This window comes from Streptomyces sp. NPDC086777, assembly GCF_040702065.1.
In the GTDB taxonomy this organism is placed as follows: Bacteria; Actinomycetota; Actinomycetes; order Streptomycetales; family Streptomycetaceae; genus Streptomyces.
Genome location: NZ_JBFBJI010000016.1, coordinates 166,491 through 182,540 on the forward strand (window position 1 = coordinate 166,491; position 16,050 = coordinate 182,540).

At 72.4% G+C, this 16,050-nt stretch carries 14 protein-coding genes; 4 read left to right on the forward strand and 10 right to left on the reverse strand.

The window, feature by feature from the left end; genetic code table 11:
• The first annotated feature begins 71 nt into the window (after nt 1-71).
• Entirely contained in the window at nt 72-1,010 is a 939-nt protein-coding gene (locus AB0472_RS23480; protein ID WP_366358589.1) for a diiron oxygenase, read from the forward strand.
• A gap of 33 nt (nt 1,011-1,043) precedes the next feature.
• On the opposite strand, the gene AB0472_RS23485 is transcribed toward AB0472_RS23480, so the two are convergent.
• The 8 genes from AB0472_RS23485 to AB0472_RS23520 all read right to left on the reverse strand — a co-directional run bounded on the left by AB0472_RS23485 (nt 1,044) and on the right by AB0472_RS23520 (nt 9,300).
• On the reverse strand, nt 1,044-2,162 hold the full coding sequence (locus AB0472_RS23485) for a C40 family peptidase (protein ID WP_366358591.1): 1,119 nt from the start codon (nt 2,160-2,162) through the stop codon (nt 1,044-1,046).
• A 114-nt stretch (nt 2,163-2,276) separates the two neighbouring features.
• Entirely contained in the window at nt 2,277-2,576 is a 300-nt protein-coding gene (locus AB0472_RS23490) for a hypothetical protein (protein WP_366358593.1), read from the reverse strand.
• Nucleotides 2,577-2,586: 10 nt separating this feature from the next.
• On the reverse strand, nt 2,587-3,240 hold the full coding sequence (locus AB0472_RS23495) for a helix-turn-helix domain-containing protein (protein ID WP_366358595.1): 654 nt from the start codon (nt 3,238-3,240) through the stop codon (nt 2,587-2,589).
• 193 nt (nt 3,241-3,433) lie between these two features.
• Complete coding sequence (locus tag AB0472_RS23500; protein WP_366358596.1) at nt 3,434-4,690, reverse strand: styrene monooxygenase/indole monooxygenase family protein; 1,257 nt, start codon at nt 4,688-4,690, stop codon at nt 3,434-3,436.
• A 30-nt stretch (nt 4,691-4,720) separates the two neighbouring features.
• Nucleotides 4,721-5,356 (reverse strand): ATP/GTP-binding protein, encoded by a 636-nt coding sequence (locus AB0472_RS23505; RefSeq protein WP_366358598.1) that lies wholly within the window; start codon nt 5,354-5,356, stop codon nt 4,721-4,723.
• Nucleotides 5,337-5,759, reverse strand: a complete 423-nt coding sequence (locus tag AB0472_RS23510; RefSeq protein ID WP_366358599.1) for a DUF742 domain-containing protein — start codon at nt 5,757-5,759, stop codon at nt 5,337-5,339. The genes AB0472_RS23505 and AB0472_RS23510 overlap by 20 nt, the downstream gene beginning before the upstream one ends.
• Nucleotides 5,756-6,259, reverse strand: coding sequence for a roadblock/LC7 domain-containing protein (locus AB0472_RS23515; RefSeq protein ID WP_366358601.1), 504 nt, complete (start codon nt 6,257-6,259; stop codon nt 5,756-5,758). Before AB0472_RS23515 ends, AB0472_RS23510 begins: the two co-directional genes overlap by 4 nt.
• Nucleotides 6,256-9,300 (reverse strand): nitrate- and nitrite sensing domain-containing protein, encoded by a 3,045-nt coding sequence (locus tag AB0472_RS23520; RefSeq protein WP_366358603.1) that lies wholly within the window; start codon nt 9,298-9,300, stop codon nt 6,256-6,258. The genes AB0472_RS23515 and AB0472_RS23520 overlap by 4 nt, the downstream gene beginning before the upstream one ends.
• A gap of 397 nt (nt 9,301-9,697) precedes the next feature.
• On the opposite strand from AB0472_RS23520, the gene AB0472_RS23525 reads away from it, so the two are divergent.
• A complete protein-coding gene (locus AB0472_RS23525; protein WP_366358605.1) occupies nt 9,698-10,486 on the forward strand; it encodes a hypothetical protein in 789 nt (262 codons plus the stop codon).
• A 144-nt stretch (nt 10,487-10,630) separates the two neighbouring features.
• Here the strand turns inward: AB0472_RS23525 and AB0472_RS23530 are convergent, their stop codons facing one another.
• Nucleotides 10,631-11,122, reverse strand: a complete 492-nt coding sequence (locus tag AB0472_RS23530) for a MarR family transcriptional regulator (RefSeq protein ID WP_366358607.1) — start codon at nt 11,120-11,122, stop codon at nt 10,631-10,633.
• A gap of 276 nt (nt 11,123-11,398) precedes the next feature.
• Here AB0472_RS23530 and AB0472_RS23535 point away from each other — a divergent pair, with 276 nt between their 5' ends.
• Nucleotides 11,399-12,205, forward strand: a complete 807-nt coding sequence (locus AB0472_RS23535; RefSeq protein WP_366358609.1) for a lysozyme — start codon at nt 11,399-11,401, stop codon at nt 12,203-12,205.
• A gap of 69 nt (nt 12,206-12,274) precedes the next feature.
• Here AB0472_RS23535 and lon read toward each other — a convergent pair whose 3' ends face one another.
• Nucleotides 12,275-14,695: an endopeptidase La gene (gene lon, locus AB0472_RS23540; protein ID WP_366358610.1), complete on the reverse strand. Its 2,421-nt coding sequence runs from the start codon at nt 14,693-14,695 to the stop codon at nt 12,275-12,277.
• A gap of 172 nt (nt 14,696-14,867) precedes the next feature.
• Here lon and AB0472_RS23545 point away from each other — a divergent pair, with 172 nt between their 5' ends.
• Nucleotides 14,868-15,671: a GNAT family N-acetyltransferase gene (locus AB0472_RS23545; RefSeq protein ID WP_366358612.1), complete on the forward strand. Its 804-nt coding sequence runs from the start codon at nt 14,868-14,870 to the stop codon at nt 15,669-15,671.
• Nucleotides 15,672-16,050 lie beyond the last annotated feature (379 nt).

Below are 16,050 nucleotides of genomic sequence, written 5' to 3' on the forward strand. Positions count from 1 at the left end.
ACCGGCTTGCTGACACGCGGTCTCATAAGGGTGGACGATGACGTACCCCCGGGTAACGAGGTGAGGGAGCCATGACGACCCTGACGGAAGCCGACGCGGTCGACGGACTGCGGGACGCGCTCGGCCTGCTCAAGGACCGCGAGCAGGTGGCCGAACGGCTGCTGGTCTCCTCCGCGAAGCACTCCTTCGACCCGGACGAGGAGCTGGACTGGGACGCGCCCTTCGAGGAGGGCAAGTGGTTCTGGCCGCCGGAGCTGGTGTCGCTGTACGGCACGCCGATGTGGCAGCGGATGAGCGAGGAGCAGCGGATCCTGCTCTCCCAGCACGAGGCCACCGCGCTGGCCTCGCTGGGCATCTGGTTCGAGCTGATCCTGATGCAGCTGCTGGTCCGGCACATCTACGACAAGGCGGCGACGACCGCGCACGTGCGCTACGCGCTGACCGAGATCGAGGACGAGTGCCGGCACTCGAAGATGTTCGCGCGGCTGATAGCACGCGGTGACGCGCCCTGGTACCCGGTGAGCCGGGCCCACCAGAACCTGGGCCGCCTCTTCAAGACGATCTCCACGACCCCGGGGTCCTTCACGGCCACCCTGCTCGGCGAGGAGGTCCTCGACTGGATGCAGCGGCTGACCTTCCCGGACGAGCGGGTCCAGCCGCTGGTGCGCGGAGTCACGCGGATCCACGTGGTCGAGGAGGCCCGGCACGTGCGGTACGCCCGCGAGGAGCTGCGCCGCCAGATGGTGACGGCGCCGCGGTGGTCGCAGGAGTTCACGCGGGTCACCTCCGGTGAGTTCGCGCGGGTGTTCTCGGTCGCGTTCGTCAATCCGGAGGTCTACACGAACGTGGGGCTGGACCGGCGGGAGGCGGTGGCGCAGGTGCGGGCGAGCGGGCACCGGCGGGAGGTCATGCAGACCGGCGCGAAGCGGCTGACCGACTTCCTGGACGACATCGGGGTCCTCCGGGGGGCCGGGCGGCGGCTGTGGAAGAGCTCGGGGCTGCTGGCCTGAGTCTCGGGTGCGGGCCGGTGGGGGCGGGGTCGGCTACAACGTCCCGACGGCTTCGTCCGAGCCCTCCGCCGCCGTCCTCGGGATCGCGGGGGGCGTGTAGCGGGCCAGGGAGCCGGCCTCCGGATCGGGGCGTACCGCGCCCAGGATCGGGTTGGCGGCGATCGGGGAGACCTTGATCTTCGCGCCCGGGCGGGGGGCCTGGACGACCTTGCCGTCGCCGAGGTAGAGGGCCACGTGGGTGGCCTCGGGGAAGTAGACGACCAGGTCGCCGGGGCGCAGGCGGTTCAGGGGGACGTGCGGCAGGTGGGCCCACTGCTCCTGGCTGGTGCGCGGGATGGGGGTGCCGGCGTGGCCCCAGGCCTGGGAGGTCAGGCCCGAGCAGTCGTACGACACCGGGCCCGCCGCGCCCCACTGGTACGGCTTGCCCAGCTGCCGCACCGCGTAGCGCACCGCGCGGTCGCCTGCCGGGGAGGGCGGTGCCGTGGTGCTGCCCAGGGCGCCGGAGGTGGTGAGCTTGCGCTGGGCGTCCACCGTCCTCGTCTTCTCCAGGTCGGCGATCGCGGTGAGCTGGCCGGGGGTGAGGGACGCCAGCATGCGCTCCACGTCCAGGAGGCGGGTGCGGACCTCGTCGCGCTGCTTCCGCTGCTTCTCGGCGAGGGCGAGCCGGGTGTCGAGCGCCGCGCGGGCCCGGCGGGCCAGGTCGGCCTGGTTGCGCTCGTCGTCGGTCAGCCGGCCCACCGTCTTCGCCCGCTCGCGCGCCAGCTCGCCGATCACATGGCCCTCGTCGAGCGCGTGCTGCGGGTCATGGGCGAGCAGCAGCCGCAGGTACGGGGAGAGCGAGCCGGCGTTCTGGTACTGCTGCCGGGCCAGCCGGCCCGCCTCGGTGCGGCTGGTGTGCAGCGAGCGCCGGGCGACGGCCAGTTCGTCGTCCAGACGGGTCACCTCGGCGCGCTGCCGCTGCAGCCGTTCCGCCGTCGCGTTGTAGGTCTCGGTGGCCTGTTCGGTCTGCCGGTACGCCTGCTGGAGGTCCGTCAGCAGCTCGGCGACCGGTTGCGCGGGGTCGGGTGCGGCGAGCGCGGGCAGCGGTGCGAGGACAGCCTGGGCCGCCGCCATCGCGGCCGTGCAGGCCAGACGCAGGAACCTTCCTGACACGTCATCACCTCCGATGCGGGACGGTCTCTCCGTTCCGTATCGCGATGATCACGTGATTATCGGATGTGTATGCGTGGTCCGCGCGGTGCGTGTGCGCCGTCCGGCGCAGTCATGTCACCCGTCGGTGTCGTCCGGCCTCCGCGCCGGGTCCTGCTTCGACCACGGCCACTTCGGTCCGCCGCCGGATCCCCTGCCCGTCGGGTCGTACTCGTACTTCCAGCCCTGGGAGAGGCCCAGGCGCCTTCTATGCCCCCGGGGCACGCGGCGGTAGACCAGGACGGTGGGCGGGCCGCCCGCCGGGTCCGGGACCGGGATGCGGTACGTCTTCGGGGGGTGGCCGGTCATGCCCAGCAGCACGGGCAGCACCCGTCCGTCCATGGGGCCGCCCTCGAAGGGGGTGTCCTGACTCTTCACGGCACCAGTTTCAGTCATCCGCCGCGAGGGCGTCGACCAGGGTCGCGGTCTGCGGGTCGCGGCGCGCGGTCACGCTGAGCACGGCGACGAACTGGTCCACCAGCCAGTCCCGCAACTCCTCGACCGGCGGTTGCTTGTCCTCGTCCAGCCAGATGAGGGAGGCCGCCTCGACGGCGGTGATCCACATCCGGACGGTCATGCGCAGCCGCGGGCCGGGGTCGGCGATGCCCAGATGACTGAGAATGTGCTGCGCGGCGGCCCGGCGTACGCCGTCCACGATCGCCGTCGTCCGCGAGGTCTCCACCACGCTGCCGCCCTGGAGCAGGGCGCTGAAGCCGGCGTCGTGCTGGTCGACGAAGGCGAGGTAGCGGTCGAGGGCGCGGGCGAGCCGGGGCAGCAGGGAGCCCTCACGGGGCTCGTCGAAGCAGTGTTCGAGCTCCTCGGCGGCCGACCGGAGGGCGGCCTCGTAGAGCTGCTGCTTGCCGCCCGGGAAGTAGCGGTACACCAGGGGACGCGAGACCCCGGCCGCCTCCGCCACGTCGTCGAGCGACACCTCCTCCGGTGCGCGGTGCGCGAAGAGGGAAAGAGCCGCGTCGAGAAGCTGGCTGCGCCGCTCCTCGACGGAGAGCCTGCGGTAGGCGGGGGTGGCGGCCTGCGGGGTCATGCGATCAGCGTATGCGGTCGGCCGAGGGGGCCGCGACGGGCACCGGCCGGGGGGCGGGTGCGGCGCCGTCGTGGTTGCTCGCGCAGTTCCCCGCGCCCCTGAAAGAGGGGGCGCTGGGGGTACCCCCCGGCCGAAGGCTGGGGAGGAACTGCGCGACCAGCCACCGCGCACCCGCGGCCGAAATACGGCCGGATCAGGCGCCGCCGGCCACCGAAGCCAGGTACGCCTCCGTCTTCGCCGGCTCGTAGAAGAAGTTCTCGAAGTCGGACGGGTCGTTGAAGGCGTTGGCGAAGCGGTCGGCGGCCGGCTGGAGCTGGCCTGCTGCGCCGATGAGGTTGAGGATGTGCTCCGGCGGGGGCGCCAGCATGGCGTTGGTCCACTTGGTGACGTGCTGGGCCGTGTTCCAGTAGCGGTCGAACGTCTCCTGCATCCAGGTCTCGTCGAACTCCTTCTCGCCCTGTTCGAGGATCGAGGCGAGGTAGGAGGCGGCGCACTTGGAGGCGGAGTTGGAGCCCTGGCCGGTGATCGGGTCGTTGGCGACGACGACGTCCGCGACGCCGAGGACCAGGCCGCCGCCGGGGAGACGGCCGATCGGGTTGCGGACGGTGGGGGCGTAACGGCCGGCGAGGGTGCCGCCGGCGTCGGTCAGCTCGGCCTTGGTGGCCCGCGCGTACTCCCAGGGCGTGTACCGCTCCATGAGTTCCAGGGTCAGGGAGAGGTGCTCCGAGGGGTCCTTGACGCCGTTGAAGACGTCCAGCGGGCCCCCGGGTATGCCCTCCCAGAAGAGGATGTCGGCGGGACCGGAGGTCGTCAGCGTCGGCATCACGAAGAGCTCGCCGACGCCCGGGACCAGGTTGCAGCGGACCGCATGGAAGTCCGGGTGCTCGGGGCGCGGGCCGAGCCCGTGGACGTAGGAGACGGCCAGCGCCCGCTGCGGCTCGCTGTACGGCGAGCGGGAGGCGTCGCGGCCGAACATCTGGACCAGCTCGCCCTTTCCGGCCGAGACCAGCACCAGGTCGTAGGTGCGGGCGAAGTAGTCGAGGTCGCCGACCGCCGCGCCGTGGATGACCAGCTGGCCGCCGCGCTGCGCGAACGTCTCCATCCAGCCGGCCATCTTCACCCGCTGGTCGACCGACTGCGCGTACCCGTCGAGCCTGCCCACCCAGTCGATGGCGCGGGCCGCGGGGCCCTCGCCCCAGGAGCCGGGGGCCGCGACCGAGACGCCGAGTCCTTCGATCTTCGGGGCCTGGGACTCCCAGAAGTTCAGCTGGAGATCGCGCTCGTGCTGCAGTGCCGTGTGGAACATGCACTGCGTCGACATGACCCGGCCGGAGCGGATCTCGTCCGCGGTCCGGTTCGACATCAGGGTGACCTCGTAGCCGTGCGACTGGAGGCCGAGGGCGAGCTGGAGACCGGCCTGGCCGGCCCCCACGACGAGTATCTTCCGCATGCGGTGGTGGCTCCTAAGGGTTCAGCAGAACTACTCGGGGGTTTCGTCAAGCGCGTGGGCGACCAGGGACAGCAGCGTCTCGATGGCCGAGATCCGACGGCGGGCGTCCATGATCATTACAGGGATGCGCGGAGGGATCGTCAACGCCTCGCGGACGTCCTCGGGTTCGAAGCGCTCGCTGCCGTCGAAGTGGTTGACCGCGACGACGTACGGCAGCCCGCAGCTCTCGAAGTAGTCCAGCGCGGGGAAGCAGTCCTTCAGGCGCCGGGTGTCCGCGAGGACGACGGCGCCGATCGCGCCGCGCACCAGGTCGTCCCACATGAACCAGAACCGCTGCTGGCCCGGCGTGCCGAACAGGTAGAGCACCAGGTCGTCGTCGAGCGTGATGCGGCCGAAGTCCATGGCCACGGTGGTGGTCAGCTTGCCGGGTGTGGCGGTGAGGTCGTCGGTCTCCTCGCTCGCCTCGGTCATCAGCGCCTCGGTCTGCAGGGGCGTGATCTCCGAGACGGCGGTGACCATCGTGGTCTTGCCGACGCCGAAACCGCCCGCCACGACTATCTTCGTGGCGATGGGGGCCCGACTGCGGTCCGTCTGCCAGGACCTCGGCTGCTCCTCCTCGTCGAGGAGCGGGTTGACGCCGGTGGCGTCAGAGACGGCGTAGTCCACTCAGCACCCTTTCCAGCAGAGCGCGGTCCGGGCGGCCGACGCCGTGCCCGGTACCGGTTCCGTACACACGGATCTTTCCCTGGTCCGCGAGGTCGCTGAGCAGGACCCGGACCACGCCGAGCGGCATCCTCAGCAGCGCGGCGATCTCGGCCACCGTGCGCATCCGGCGGCACAGTTCGACGATGGCCTGCATCTCGGGCATCACCCGGGTGCTGAGGGAACCATTCGTCAGTTCCTTGCGCTCCTCGGGGGCCTCCAGGGCCGCCACGAACGTCTCCACCAGGAGGACGTGGCCGAAGCGGGTACGGCCGCCGGTGAGCGAGTAGGGGCGGACGCGGGCGGGCTTGCGGTCGCCGCCCCGTACCGGGAGGTTCTGCCCGCGGTTCTTGGGCGCGCTGGTCATCGGCCGCTCCTCGTCGCGTCGGCCTCAAGGGACTTGCGTAGCTCGGTGCGCAGCTCGGGGGTGAGGACGTGGCCGGCACGGCCGACGAACAGTGCCATGTGATAGGCCACCACGCTCATGTCGCACTCCGCGCTGCCGTGCACGCCGAGCAGCGAGCCGTCGCTGATCGACATCACGAACAGGCTGCCCTCGTCCATCGCGACCATCGTGTGCTTGACGGGTCCGAAGTCGATCAGCCGGGCGGCGCCGATGGTCAGGCTGCCGATGCCGGAGACGATGGTGGCGAGGTCGGCGGAGGAGCCGCGGGGGCTCCTGCGTTTCTCGCCCTGTGCCTCGCGGGCCTCCTGGTTCCGGCTGGTGTCCGAGGAGAGCAGGAGCAGGCCGTCGGAGGAGACCACGGCGACCGACTGGATCCCGGGCACCTCCTCGACGAGGTTGCTCAGCAGCCAGTGCAGGTTGCGGGCCTCACTGCTCAGTCCGAAGGTACTGGGCGCGGTCAACTGCTTGCCTCCTCGACTGTGCCCCCCGTGGCTTCTTCGGATACGGCTGTTCCAGGTACGGCTCGTACGGCGTCCGGCACCCTGTTCTGGCCGGTCTGCTCGGCGATCTCCGCCTCCACGTCACGCCGTCCGGCGTCGGCGCCCCGGCGGAAGCCGCCGAGCCTGCGGCGGAGGGCGTCCGCGTCGACGCCGGCGCTGCGCTGGCGGGGTTCCGGGGCGGGGGCGGTGATCCTGGGGGTGCGCTTGGGGAGGCCCTTGCTGGTGACCTCGTCGTCGTCCTCTGCGTCGTTCTGCGGGGCGTACTCGCCGTCGGTGGGCGCGAGCCGCGGGCGGGTGTGCTCCTCGGTCTCGCCGAGGCCGTTCCCACGGTCACCGCCCGTGCGGCTTCGGTGGTCGGGTGCGGGTGGCCCCGGCGGGGCGGGTTCGCCGTCGGCGGCGGGGGGCTGCGGGCGCGCGTGGCTCTCGGCGGCCGCGGGCTCCGGCCGGGGCCAGTCGTCGTCCTCGGCCCGCTGTCGCCGGGACCGGATCCCGGCGTCGGCGGGGTACGCCCGTTCGGCGGCCACGCCGGTCCGCGGCCGTTCGGCGGTCGTACCGGACTGCGGCCGCTCCTCGGTGGCACCGGGGTGCGGCCGCTCCCCGGGCGCCTCGGTCTCCCCGGGTGCCGGCGTCTCCGGTTCCGTGAGCGGGACCAGCAGTTCCATCGTGGTCTCGGCGAGCGTCTCCGCCGCTGCCTTCGGCCGCGCCGTCGGCTCGGCGTCCTGGATACTCGGCACCTGCGCCTGCTCGTGGGCGGACTGTTCGTCGGCCTCGCGCACCGCCTTCTCCGCCAGCGTCACCAGCGGGTCGCCGGACGCCGAGCGGCCGTACAGGACGTTGGAGTTGACCTCGGCGTCCGCGCCGGGGAGGGAGAAGGCGTGGGCGCCGGCCGAGGTGGTCGCGGACGCGGGGACCGTGGTCGGCGGTGCCTGGGCCAGCAGCGGCTGGGGCAGGACCACGACCGCCGCCACCCCGCCCTGCTTCTGCTCGCGGAGCTGGACGCGGACGCCGTGCCGGTGGGCGAGGCGGGCCACCACGTAGAGGCCGAGACCGAGACCGTCCGCGCCCTCCTGGTCATAGGGCGACTCGGGGTCGAACTCGGCGAGACGGCCGTTGAGGCGGACCATGCGGTCGGCGGTCATGCCGATGCCCTCGTCCTGGACGGAGAGCATGACCTCGCCGCTCTCCAGCAGCCAGCCGGAGATCTCGACGGGAACCTCGGGCGGGGAGGACGCGGTGGCGTTCTCCATGAGCTCGGCGAGGAGATGGGAGAGGTCGTCGGCCGCGAAGCCGGCCACGTGCGCGTGCGGGGGCAGGGCGGCGATCCGGACCCGCTCGTAGCGCTCGATCTCGCTGACCGCCGCCCGGACGACGTCCACCAGCGGGATCGGGCCCGCGTGCTGCTGGACGTGTTCGGTGCCGGCGAGGACCAGGAGGTTCTCGCTGTGGCGGCGCATGACCGTGGCGAAGTGGTCGAGCTTGAAGAGGGTCGACAGGCGCTCGGGGTCCTGTTCGCGCTCCTCCAGGGTCTCGATCACGGCGAGCTGACGCTCCACCAGGCCGAGCGTGCGCAGCGCCAGGTTGACGAAGGTGCCGCCGATGCTGGTGCGCAGCCGCTCCATCTGGGCGGTGGCGTCGGTGACCTCGGCGCGCAGCTCCTCGCGGGCGTCGGCCATCTTCTGGCGCTGGCCGACCAGGTGCTTGCGGTCGGTCTCCAGGGTGGCGATGCGCTCGTAGAGCTCGGCGGCGTGCGCGTGCAGGGCGTTGACGGAGCGGACGACCTGGGCGAACTCGTCGTTGCGGCCGGTGAAGGCGATCGGTTCCTCGGTGCGCGGGTCCCCGGCCCCGGCGAGGCGGGCCGAGCCCCGGCGGAGCACGGAGAGGGGGCGGGTGAGGGTGCGGGCCATGGCCGTCGCGATGCCGACGGCGACCAGCATCAGGGCGCCCACCACCGCGACCCGGATCTCCAGCGCGTCGACGTCGTCGTCGCGGAGCGCGGCGAGGTCCTTGGTGCGGTGGTCGTAGAGGGCCGACTCCACGCCCCGCATCAGGTCGACCCGGGCGGACAGCGCCGCGTCCAGCTTCTTGGTGCCGGTGGCGAGGTCGTCGTCGGAGAAGGTCGGCTGGTCGGTGAGGGCGGCCAGGTACTTGTCGGCGTCGTTGACGTCACCGCCGGTGACCGTGGAGTCGTACGAGTCGACCGCCGCCTTGGGCGCGGTGTCCCGGAAGTCGGCGAGGGCCGCGTCGGCGCGCAGCCTGGCCTGCTGGGCGGCGGCGGTGAGCGCGTCCCGCTGCTTCCTGTCGGCGCCGGAGGTGGTGGTGCTGGTGACGGGCAGACCGGTGAGGGGGCTGATCGTGGTCTGGGTGGTACTGGGGATGTTCAGGGCGGCCAGCAGGAGGCCCCTGGCCGCGGCGGACTGCTGGACGGCGGAGTCGAGTTCGGCGAGCGCGTAGGCGCCGGAGCCGGCCCTGGGGGGCATCTGCTCGGCCAGCTGCTCCGCGAGCCGGTGCAGTTCGGTGATGGTCGCCGAGTACGCCTGGTGCGCTTCGAGTGCGGTGCTCTTGCCGGTGAGGGCGGAGCGGCGGACGGCGGCGATGCCGTCGAGGTCGGTGCGCAGCCAGCCGGGGGCGTCGGTGTCCGCGCGCAGGTCCTCGACCTGGCGGTCGACGCGGGCGCTGCGGTCCTCGGTGGGCGCCTTGGACTTGGGGCGGCCGGCCGCGATGTAGGAGGTGACCTCGTCGCGCTCGTCGGCGAGCGAGTTGGCGAGGGCCAGCGCGTCCTGGGTGCGGCCGGACAGGGTCACCAGGTCCTGGGAGTCGCTCAGCTGCCCGGAGGCGGTGAGCAGGGCGGGCGCTCCGGCGCCCGCGATCGCCGCGGCGACCACGGCCACGGCCACGATCAGCCGGGTGCGGACGTGCTTGGGGCGGCCGGTGCCGACGGGAGCCGCGGCGCCCGTTTCGGAGGCCGTCTTCTTGCCTGTGCGCCGAGGCCGCGTCTTCTGCACCGGTGCTCGCATTCCTGAACTCGTGTACCCAAGGGGGTTGGGTGGCACCCCGTCATAATCCCCGGCATTTCGGTGCCAAGCGGTGCGTGCACCCGTCTTGTACGGTCCCCGACCCTCCCAGCGCCCGTGGGCAGTGGTCTCACATCGACCCACCCGCCACTCGAAGGAGTGAACATCGGAGGAGAGTTGGCGGGCAAGTTCCGGCGGACCGTGCGGGGCCCTTTTCCGGCTGGCCGGTTGGACGCGGACGGCAGGCTTTGGCAGGATTCGCCACCGCAGCTTCCCGGAGTGCGCCATTCCAGCCCAAAACAGGCGGCTGACCTGCGGGACCGCGCCAATTCCGGGGCGGTTGCCAGCCTTTGGTGAAGCCTGTGGAGGGGTCGTGCAGACTGGCCGAATGCGTACTGAGGTCGTTTCGGAGCCCGGCACCCCCGACCGCCCCAACGAGGACTTCGCCGGTGTCGGACTTCCCGCGTCGGGGCAGGGGGGTTGCGCGATCGTCCTGGACGGGGTCACCCCGCCACGGGACGGCACCGGGTGTCTGCATTCCGTCCACTGGTTCACCGCACGGCTGGGCGGGGCGCTGACCGAACTGACCGTTTCGCGAGGAGATCTGACGCTGCGGGAGATCCTCGAACAGGCGATCGCCCGCACAGCCGTCGCACATGGTGACACCTGTGACCTTTCTCACCCGCGCACCCCTCAGGCGACGGTCGTGCTGAGCCGCTGGTCCGAGAAGACCGTGGAGTTCCTCGTCCTGTCCGACTCGGTGCTGCTCCTGAGGGCACCCGACGGCACGGTCACCCCGGTCCTGGACGACCGGCTCGACCGGGTGCCGCGCGCCTCGCTGGCCTCGGACGCGATCGCCGACGCCACGGTCCGCAACAAGGAGGGCGGCTTCTTCACGGCCGCCGCCGACCCCTCGGTGGCGGCCCGCGCGGTCACCGGGACGGTCCCCCGCTCCGAGGTCCGCGCACTGGCCGCCCTCACGGACGGGGCGACCCGCTGGTCGGAGAAGTTCGGGGAGGGTGACTGGAGGGCCCTCCTCGACGTCGTGCGCAAGGAGGGCGCGCGGGCGCTGGTCGGCCGGGTGCGGGAGCTGGAGGCCGCCGACCGGGAGGAGCGGGTGTTCCTGCGGCGGAGCAAGACGCACGACGACGCGACGGTGGTGTACGTCGAGCTGTGAGGCCCCCGGCGGCCCCAGCAGCTCCCTGCGGACCCTCAGCAGCCCCCGGCGGCCCGTCGGCGGCCCCACCGGCAGACCGTCGGCGACCCCCGGCAGCCCCTCGACGCCCCCGGGTGAGCGGCCCGAGGGGGGGCGGGGGGGCGGCTACTTCTCCATGACCCCGTTCAACTGGCTCAGCAGCCGGGCCAGTTCCGCGACCTCGGTGCGCTCCCAGTGGGCGAGCTGGCGGACGTAGCGGCCCCGGCGGGCCTCGCGGACCGTGCCGACCCGGCGCCGGCCCTCGTCGGTGAGGGCGACCAGCCAGGCCCGTCCGTCGGCCGGATCGGGCTCCCGGGCGATCAGGCCGAGCTCCTCCAGGGCACGCAGCTGGCGGGACATGGTGGCCTTGCCGACACCGACGTACGCGGCCAGTTCGGTGGCGCGCTGGCCGCCGCACTCGTCGAGCCGTACGAGCAGTCCGTACGCGGCGGACTCCAGGTCGGGGTGGACCTCCCGGGCCATCTCGCCCTGGCTGGCCCGGGCACGGCGCAGCAGCACCGTCAACTCGCGTTCCAGGGCCAGGAACTCCTGGTCCGCGCCGTTCGGCGGCAACCCGGTGACGGCGCTCCGTTCGTCCCGTTTCTCGTCCTCGTGCACGTCAGCACCCCTGATCGGTTTCGCAGTCCTGAAAGTTTCCGTCAAACCCCGTCGTCGCCGCAGCTCGCCAAGTATTCCGCAGGCGTAGACCAACGGCAGCCTCCGGACCCCCTTCCCCGGGGACCCGGCCCGTCCGTGGCGTCCGGGGCGCGGCCATGGCTGGCATGCCCACGGCTTCAATGGCGTCGTGCCGTGTGACACTGCGTCGTGTCGCGCCGCTCGGACCGGCCGCCTCTGGCATATCTGGGACCTCACCTCACCCCACGGAGGCACGTCATGCCCGTGCACAGACCCGCCCCCACACTCCTGACCGGCCTGCTGGCACTGCTGCTCACGGCACTCGCCCCGGTCCCCGCCCACGCCGACACGTCCGGCCCGGCCCGCGGCTCGGCCTACATGGGCACGGGCGTCCTGGCCCACGACGGCCAGAACGGCACGCCCAGGACCGGCCTCGCCACCCAGACCGAAGGCGTCGACGTCGCCAGCTACCAGGGCGACGTCTCCTGGTCGACCCTGCTGGGCAGCGGGGTCAGATGGGCGTACTCCAAGGCGTCGGAAGGCACGTACTACACGAACCCGTCCTTCGCCCAGCAGTACAACGGCTCCTACGACGTCGGCATGATCCGCGGCGCCTACCACTTCGCGACCCCGGACACCGCGGGCGGCGCCGCCCAGGCCGACTACTTCGTCGACCACGGCGGCGGCTGGTCGAAGGACGGCCGGACCCTCCCCGGCGTCCTCGACATCGAGTGGAACCCGTACGGCGCGGCCTGCTACGGCAAGTCCAAGAGCGGGATGGTCACCTGGATCACCGACTTCCTCAACCGGTACAAGGCCCGCACCGGCCGGCCGGCCGTCATCTACACGGCGACCAGCTGGTGGACCGACTGCACCGGCAACTACGGCGGCTTCGGCGCCACCAACCGGCTGTGGGTCGCCCGCTACGCCTCGGAGGTCGGCACGCTGCCGGCCGGCTGGTCGACGTACACGATGTGGCAGTACACGTCGACCGGGCCGACGGTCGGGGACCACGACAAGTTCAACGGGGCCGTCGACCGGGTGGTGGCACTGGCCACCGGCTGAGCACCCCGGCGCGAAGGCCCGGGCCTCCTCGCGGGGACCCGGGCCTTCTTCAGCATCCGGCAGCGTCCGTCACGCCGCTACCGGAACCTCCGGCGCCGCACCGCTCACGGCGGGCGCGAGCGCCAGCTCCAGGACCTGACGGACGTCGGTCACGGCGTGGACGTCGAGCTTGTCCAGCACCTCGGCCGGGACGTCGTCCAGGTCGGCCTCGTTGCGCTTCGGGATGATGACGGTCGTCACCCCGGCGCGTTGGGCGGCGAGCAGCTTCTGCTTCACGCCGCCGATGGGCAGCACCCGGCCGGTCAGCGAGACCTCGCCGGTCATCGCCACGTCCGTGCGGACCAGCCGCCCGGAGAGCAGCGACGCGAGGGCCGTCGTCATCGTGACGCCGGCGCTCGGGCCGTCCTTCGGCACCGCGCCCGCCGGGAAGTGGATGTGCACACCCCGGTCCTTCAGGTCGCCGACCGGGAGCTCCAGTTCGGCGCCGTGCGAGCGGAGGAAGGACAGGGCGATCTGTGCGCTCTCCTTCATCACGTCACCCAGCTGGCCGGTGAGGGTCAGCCCCGCCGCGCCGGTCTCGGGGTCGGCCAGCGACGCCTCGACGAAGAGGACGTCGCCGCCGGCGCCGGTGACCGCGAGGCCCGTCGCCACACCCGGGACCGCGGTGCGACGCTCGGCCGGGTCCTGCGCGGACTCGGGCACGTGGTGCGGCCGGCCGATCAGGGCGCGCAGGTCCTCGTCCCTGACGGTGAACGGCAGCTCCCGCTCGCCCAGTTCGTGCTGGGCCGCGACCTTGCGGAGCAGCCGGGCGATCGACCGCTCCAGGGTGCGCACGCCCGCCTCGCGGGTGTACTCGCCGGCGAGCTTGCGCAGGGCGCTCTCGTCGAGGGTCACCTCGTCCTCGGCCAGACCCGCCCGCTCCAGCTGGCGCGGAAGCAGGTGGTCACGGGCGATGACGACCTTCTCGTCCTCGGTGTAGCCGTCCAGGCGGACCAGCTCCATGCGGTCGAGCAGGGCCTCCGGGATCGCCTCCAGGACGTTCGCGGTGGCGAGGAAGACGACGTCGGACAGGTCGAGCTCGACCTCCAGGTAGTGGTCGCGGAAGGTGTGGTTCTGCGCCGGGTCCAGGACTTCGAGCAGGGCCGCGGCCGGGTCGCCGCGGAAGTCGGATCCCACCTTGTCGATCTCGTCGAGCAGGACGACCGGGTTCATCGAACCGGCCTCCTTGATCGCCCGGACGATCCGGCCGGGCAGCGCGCCGACGTACGTACGGCGGTGGCCGCGGATCTCGGCCTCGTCCCGGACGCCGCCGAGGGCGACGCGGACGAACTTGCGGCCCATGGCGTGCGCGACGGACTCACCCAGGCTGGTCTTGCCGACACCGGGCGGACCGACGAGTGCCAGCACGGCACCGCCACGACGGCCGCCGATGACCCCGAGGCCCCGGTCGCTGCGGCGCTTGCGCACCGCCAGGTACTCGGTGATCCGCTCCTTCACGTCCTCCAGGCCCGCGTGCTCGGCGTCCAGGACCGTCTTGGCGCCCTGGATGTCGTACGCGTCCTCGGTCCGCTCGTTCCACGGCAGTTCGAGCACCGTGTCCAGCCAGGTGCGGATCCACGAGCCTTCGGGCGACTGGTCGCTGGACCGCTCCAGCTTGTCGACCTCCTTGAGGGCGGCCTCGCGGACCTTCTCCGGCAGGTCGGCGGCCTCCACGCGGGCGCGGTAGTCGTCGGACTCCTCGCCGTCCTTGGCGGCGTCGCCGTTCAGCTCGCGCAGTTCCTTGCGGACCGCCTCCAGCTGGCGGCGGAGCAGGAACTCGCGCTGCTGCTTGTCGACGCCCTCCTGGACGTCCTTCGCGATGGTCTCCGCCACGTCCTGCTCGGCGAGGTGGTCGCGCAGCTGCTGGGTGGCCAGCTTCAGGCGGGCGACCGCGTCGACGGTCTCCAGGAGCTCGATCTTCTGCTCGGTGGTCAGGAAGGGCGAGTAACCGGAGTTGTCGGCGAGCTGGGAGACGTCGTCGATGGCCTGCACCCGGTCCACGACCTGCCAGGCGCCGCGCTTGCGCAGCCAGGCGGTGGCGAGGGCCTTGTACTCCTTGACCAGTTCGGTGACATGACCGGGCACCGGGTCCGGGACGTTCTCGTCGATGCGGGTGCCCTCCACCCACAGGGCGGCACCCGGGCCGGTGGTACCGGCGCCGATGCGCACCCGGTAACGGCCGCGGATCAGCGCGCCGGGGTCGCCGTCGGCCAGGCGGCCGACCTGCTCCACGGTGCCGAGCACACCGGTGCTCGGGTAGGTCCCGTCCACCCGCGGCACCAGCAGCACCCTGGGCTTGCCGGGCTCGGTACGGGCGGCGGCCTGTGCGGCCTCCACGGCGGCGCGTACATCAGGGTCCTTCAGGTCCAGCGGGACCACCATCCCGGGCAGCACGACCTCGCCGTCGAGAGGCAGCACCGGGAGGGTGAGTGATGCGGACGTCGAAGCCATGATCTCCCCTTCAGCAGTCAACTTGAGTTATGCCGACTCAATGTTTGCGAGCCCAGAAATGTTCCCATGCATATGTTCGCTCTGAGCGATCGACTGCCGACCTGGCCGAACACGGTTCCACGCCGGTAAAAACAGTTGATCCGCGCGGGCTCATTCCCCGTACGGTCGGCCGATGACCGACACCGACCTCCGTGCGGCCCTGCTGGCCGCCTACGACGCCCAGATGCGCGTCGTGCAGCTCGTCCCCGCCCCCGGCATCACCTACGAGCACGACGGCCCCGCCCTGCGGGTGGTGGGCCGGCACCGCGGCTTCGTGACCGGGCCGCGCGACTGGGGCGGCGTGCGCGGCCCCGAGCTGGACGCGCTGATCGTCCGGCAGCGGGACTTCTTCGCGGCGCGCGGCGAGGCCGTGGAGTGGAAGACGCGCGGGCACGACGACCCGGCGGATCTTCCCGACCGGCTGCGCGCGGCGGGCTTCGTGCCCGAGCCGCGGGAGACGGTGGTGATCGCCCTGGTCGACGAGGTGACCGTGGAGGCGCCCGCCCTGCCGCCGGGCGTGACCCTGCGCCGGGTCACCGCCGACGCGGACCTGGACCGGATCGCCGCGCTGGAGACCGCGGTGTGGGGCCAGGACATGTCGTGGATCGCCGGCCACCTGAAGGGCCGGCTCACGGTCGCCCCCGATGACAACGAGGTGTTCGTGGCGGAGGCCGCCGGGGAGGTCGTCTCCGCGGCCTGGGTGGCCTTCCGCCCCGGCTCGGACTTCGCCGTGCTGCTGGGCGGCTCCACCCTGGCCGAGTGGCGCGGCAAGGGCATATACCGCGCGCTGGTCGCCCTGCGAGCGACCCGAGCGGCCGCCCACGACTCCACCTACCTCCTCGTGGAGGCCTCGGCCGACAGCGCCCCGATCCTGCGACGCCTGGGCTTCACAGCGGTCACGACGACAACGCCCTACGTCTGGAGCCCCACCCCCTGAAGCACCTCCCCCGCGCCAATCCCCCGGCCCACCACAACCCGCCCCAAGGAGCCCGGGGAACTGCACAACCAGCCACGACACCCGCACCCACACCCACACCACCCCTCCCCGACATCAATCCCCCGGCCCACCACAACCCGCCCAAGGGGCGCGGGGAACTGCGCGACCAGCCACGACACACCCGCAGCCGCACCGGGACCGGGACCCACACCCGCACCCGCACCCGCACCCGCACCCGCACCCGCACCACCCCGACATCAATCCCCCGGCCCACCACAACCCGCCCCAAGGGGCGCGGGGAACTGCGCGACCAGCCACGACACACCCGCAGCCGCACCGGGACCGGGACCCACACCCGCACCCGCACCCGCACCCGCAC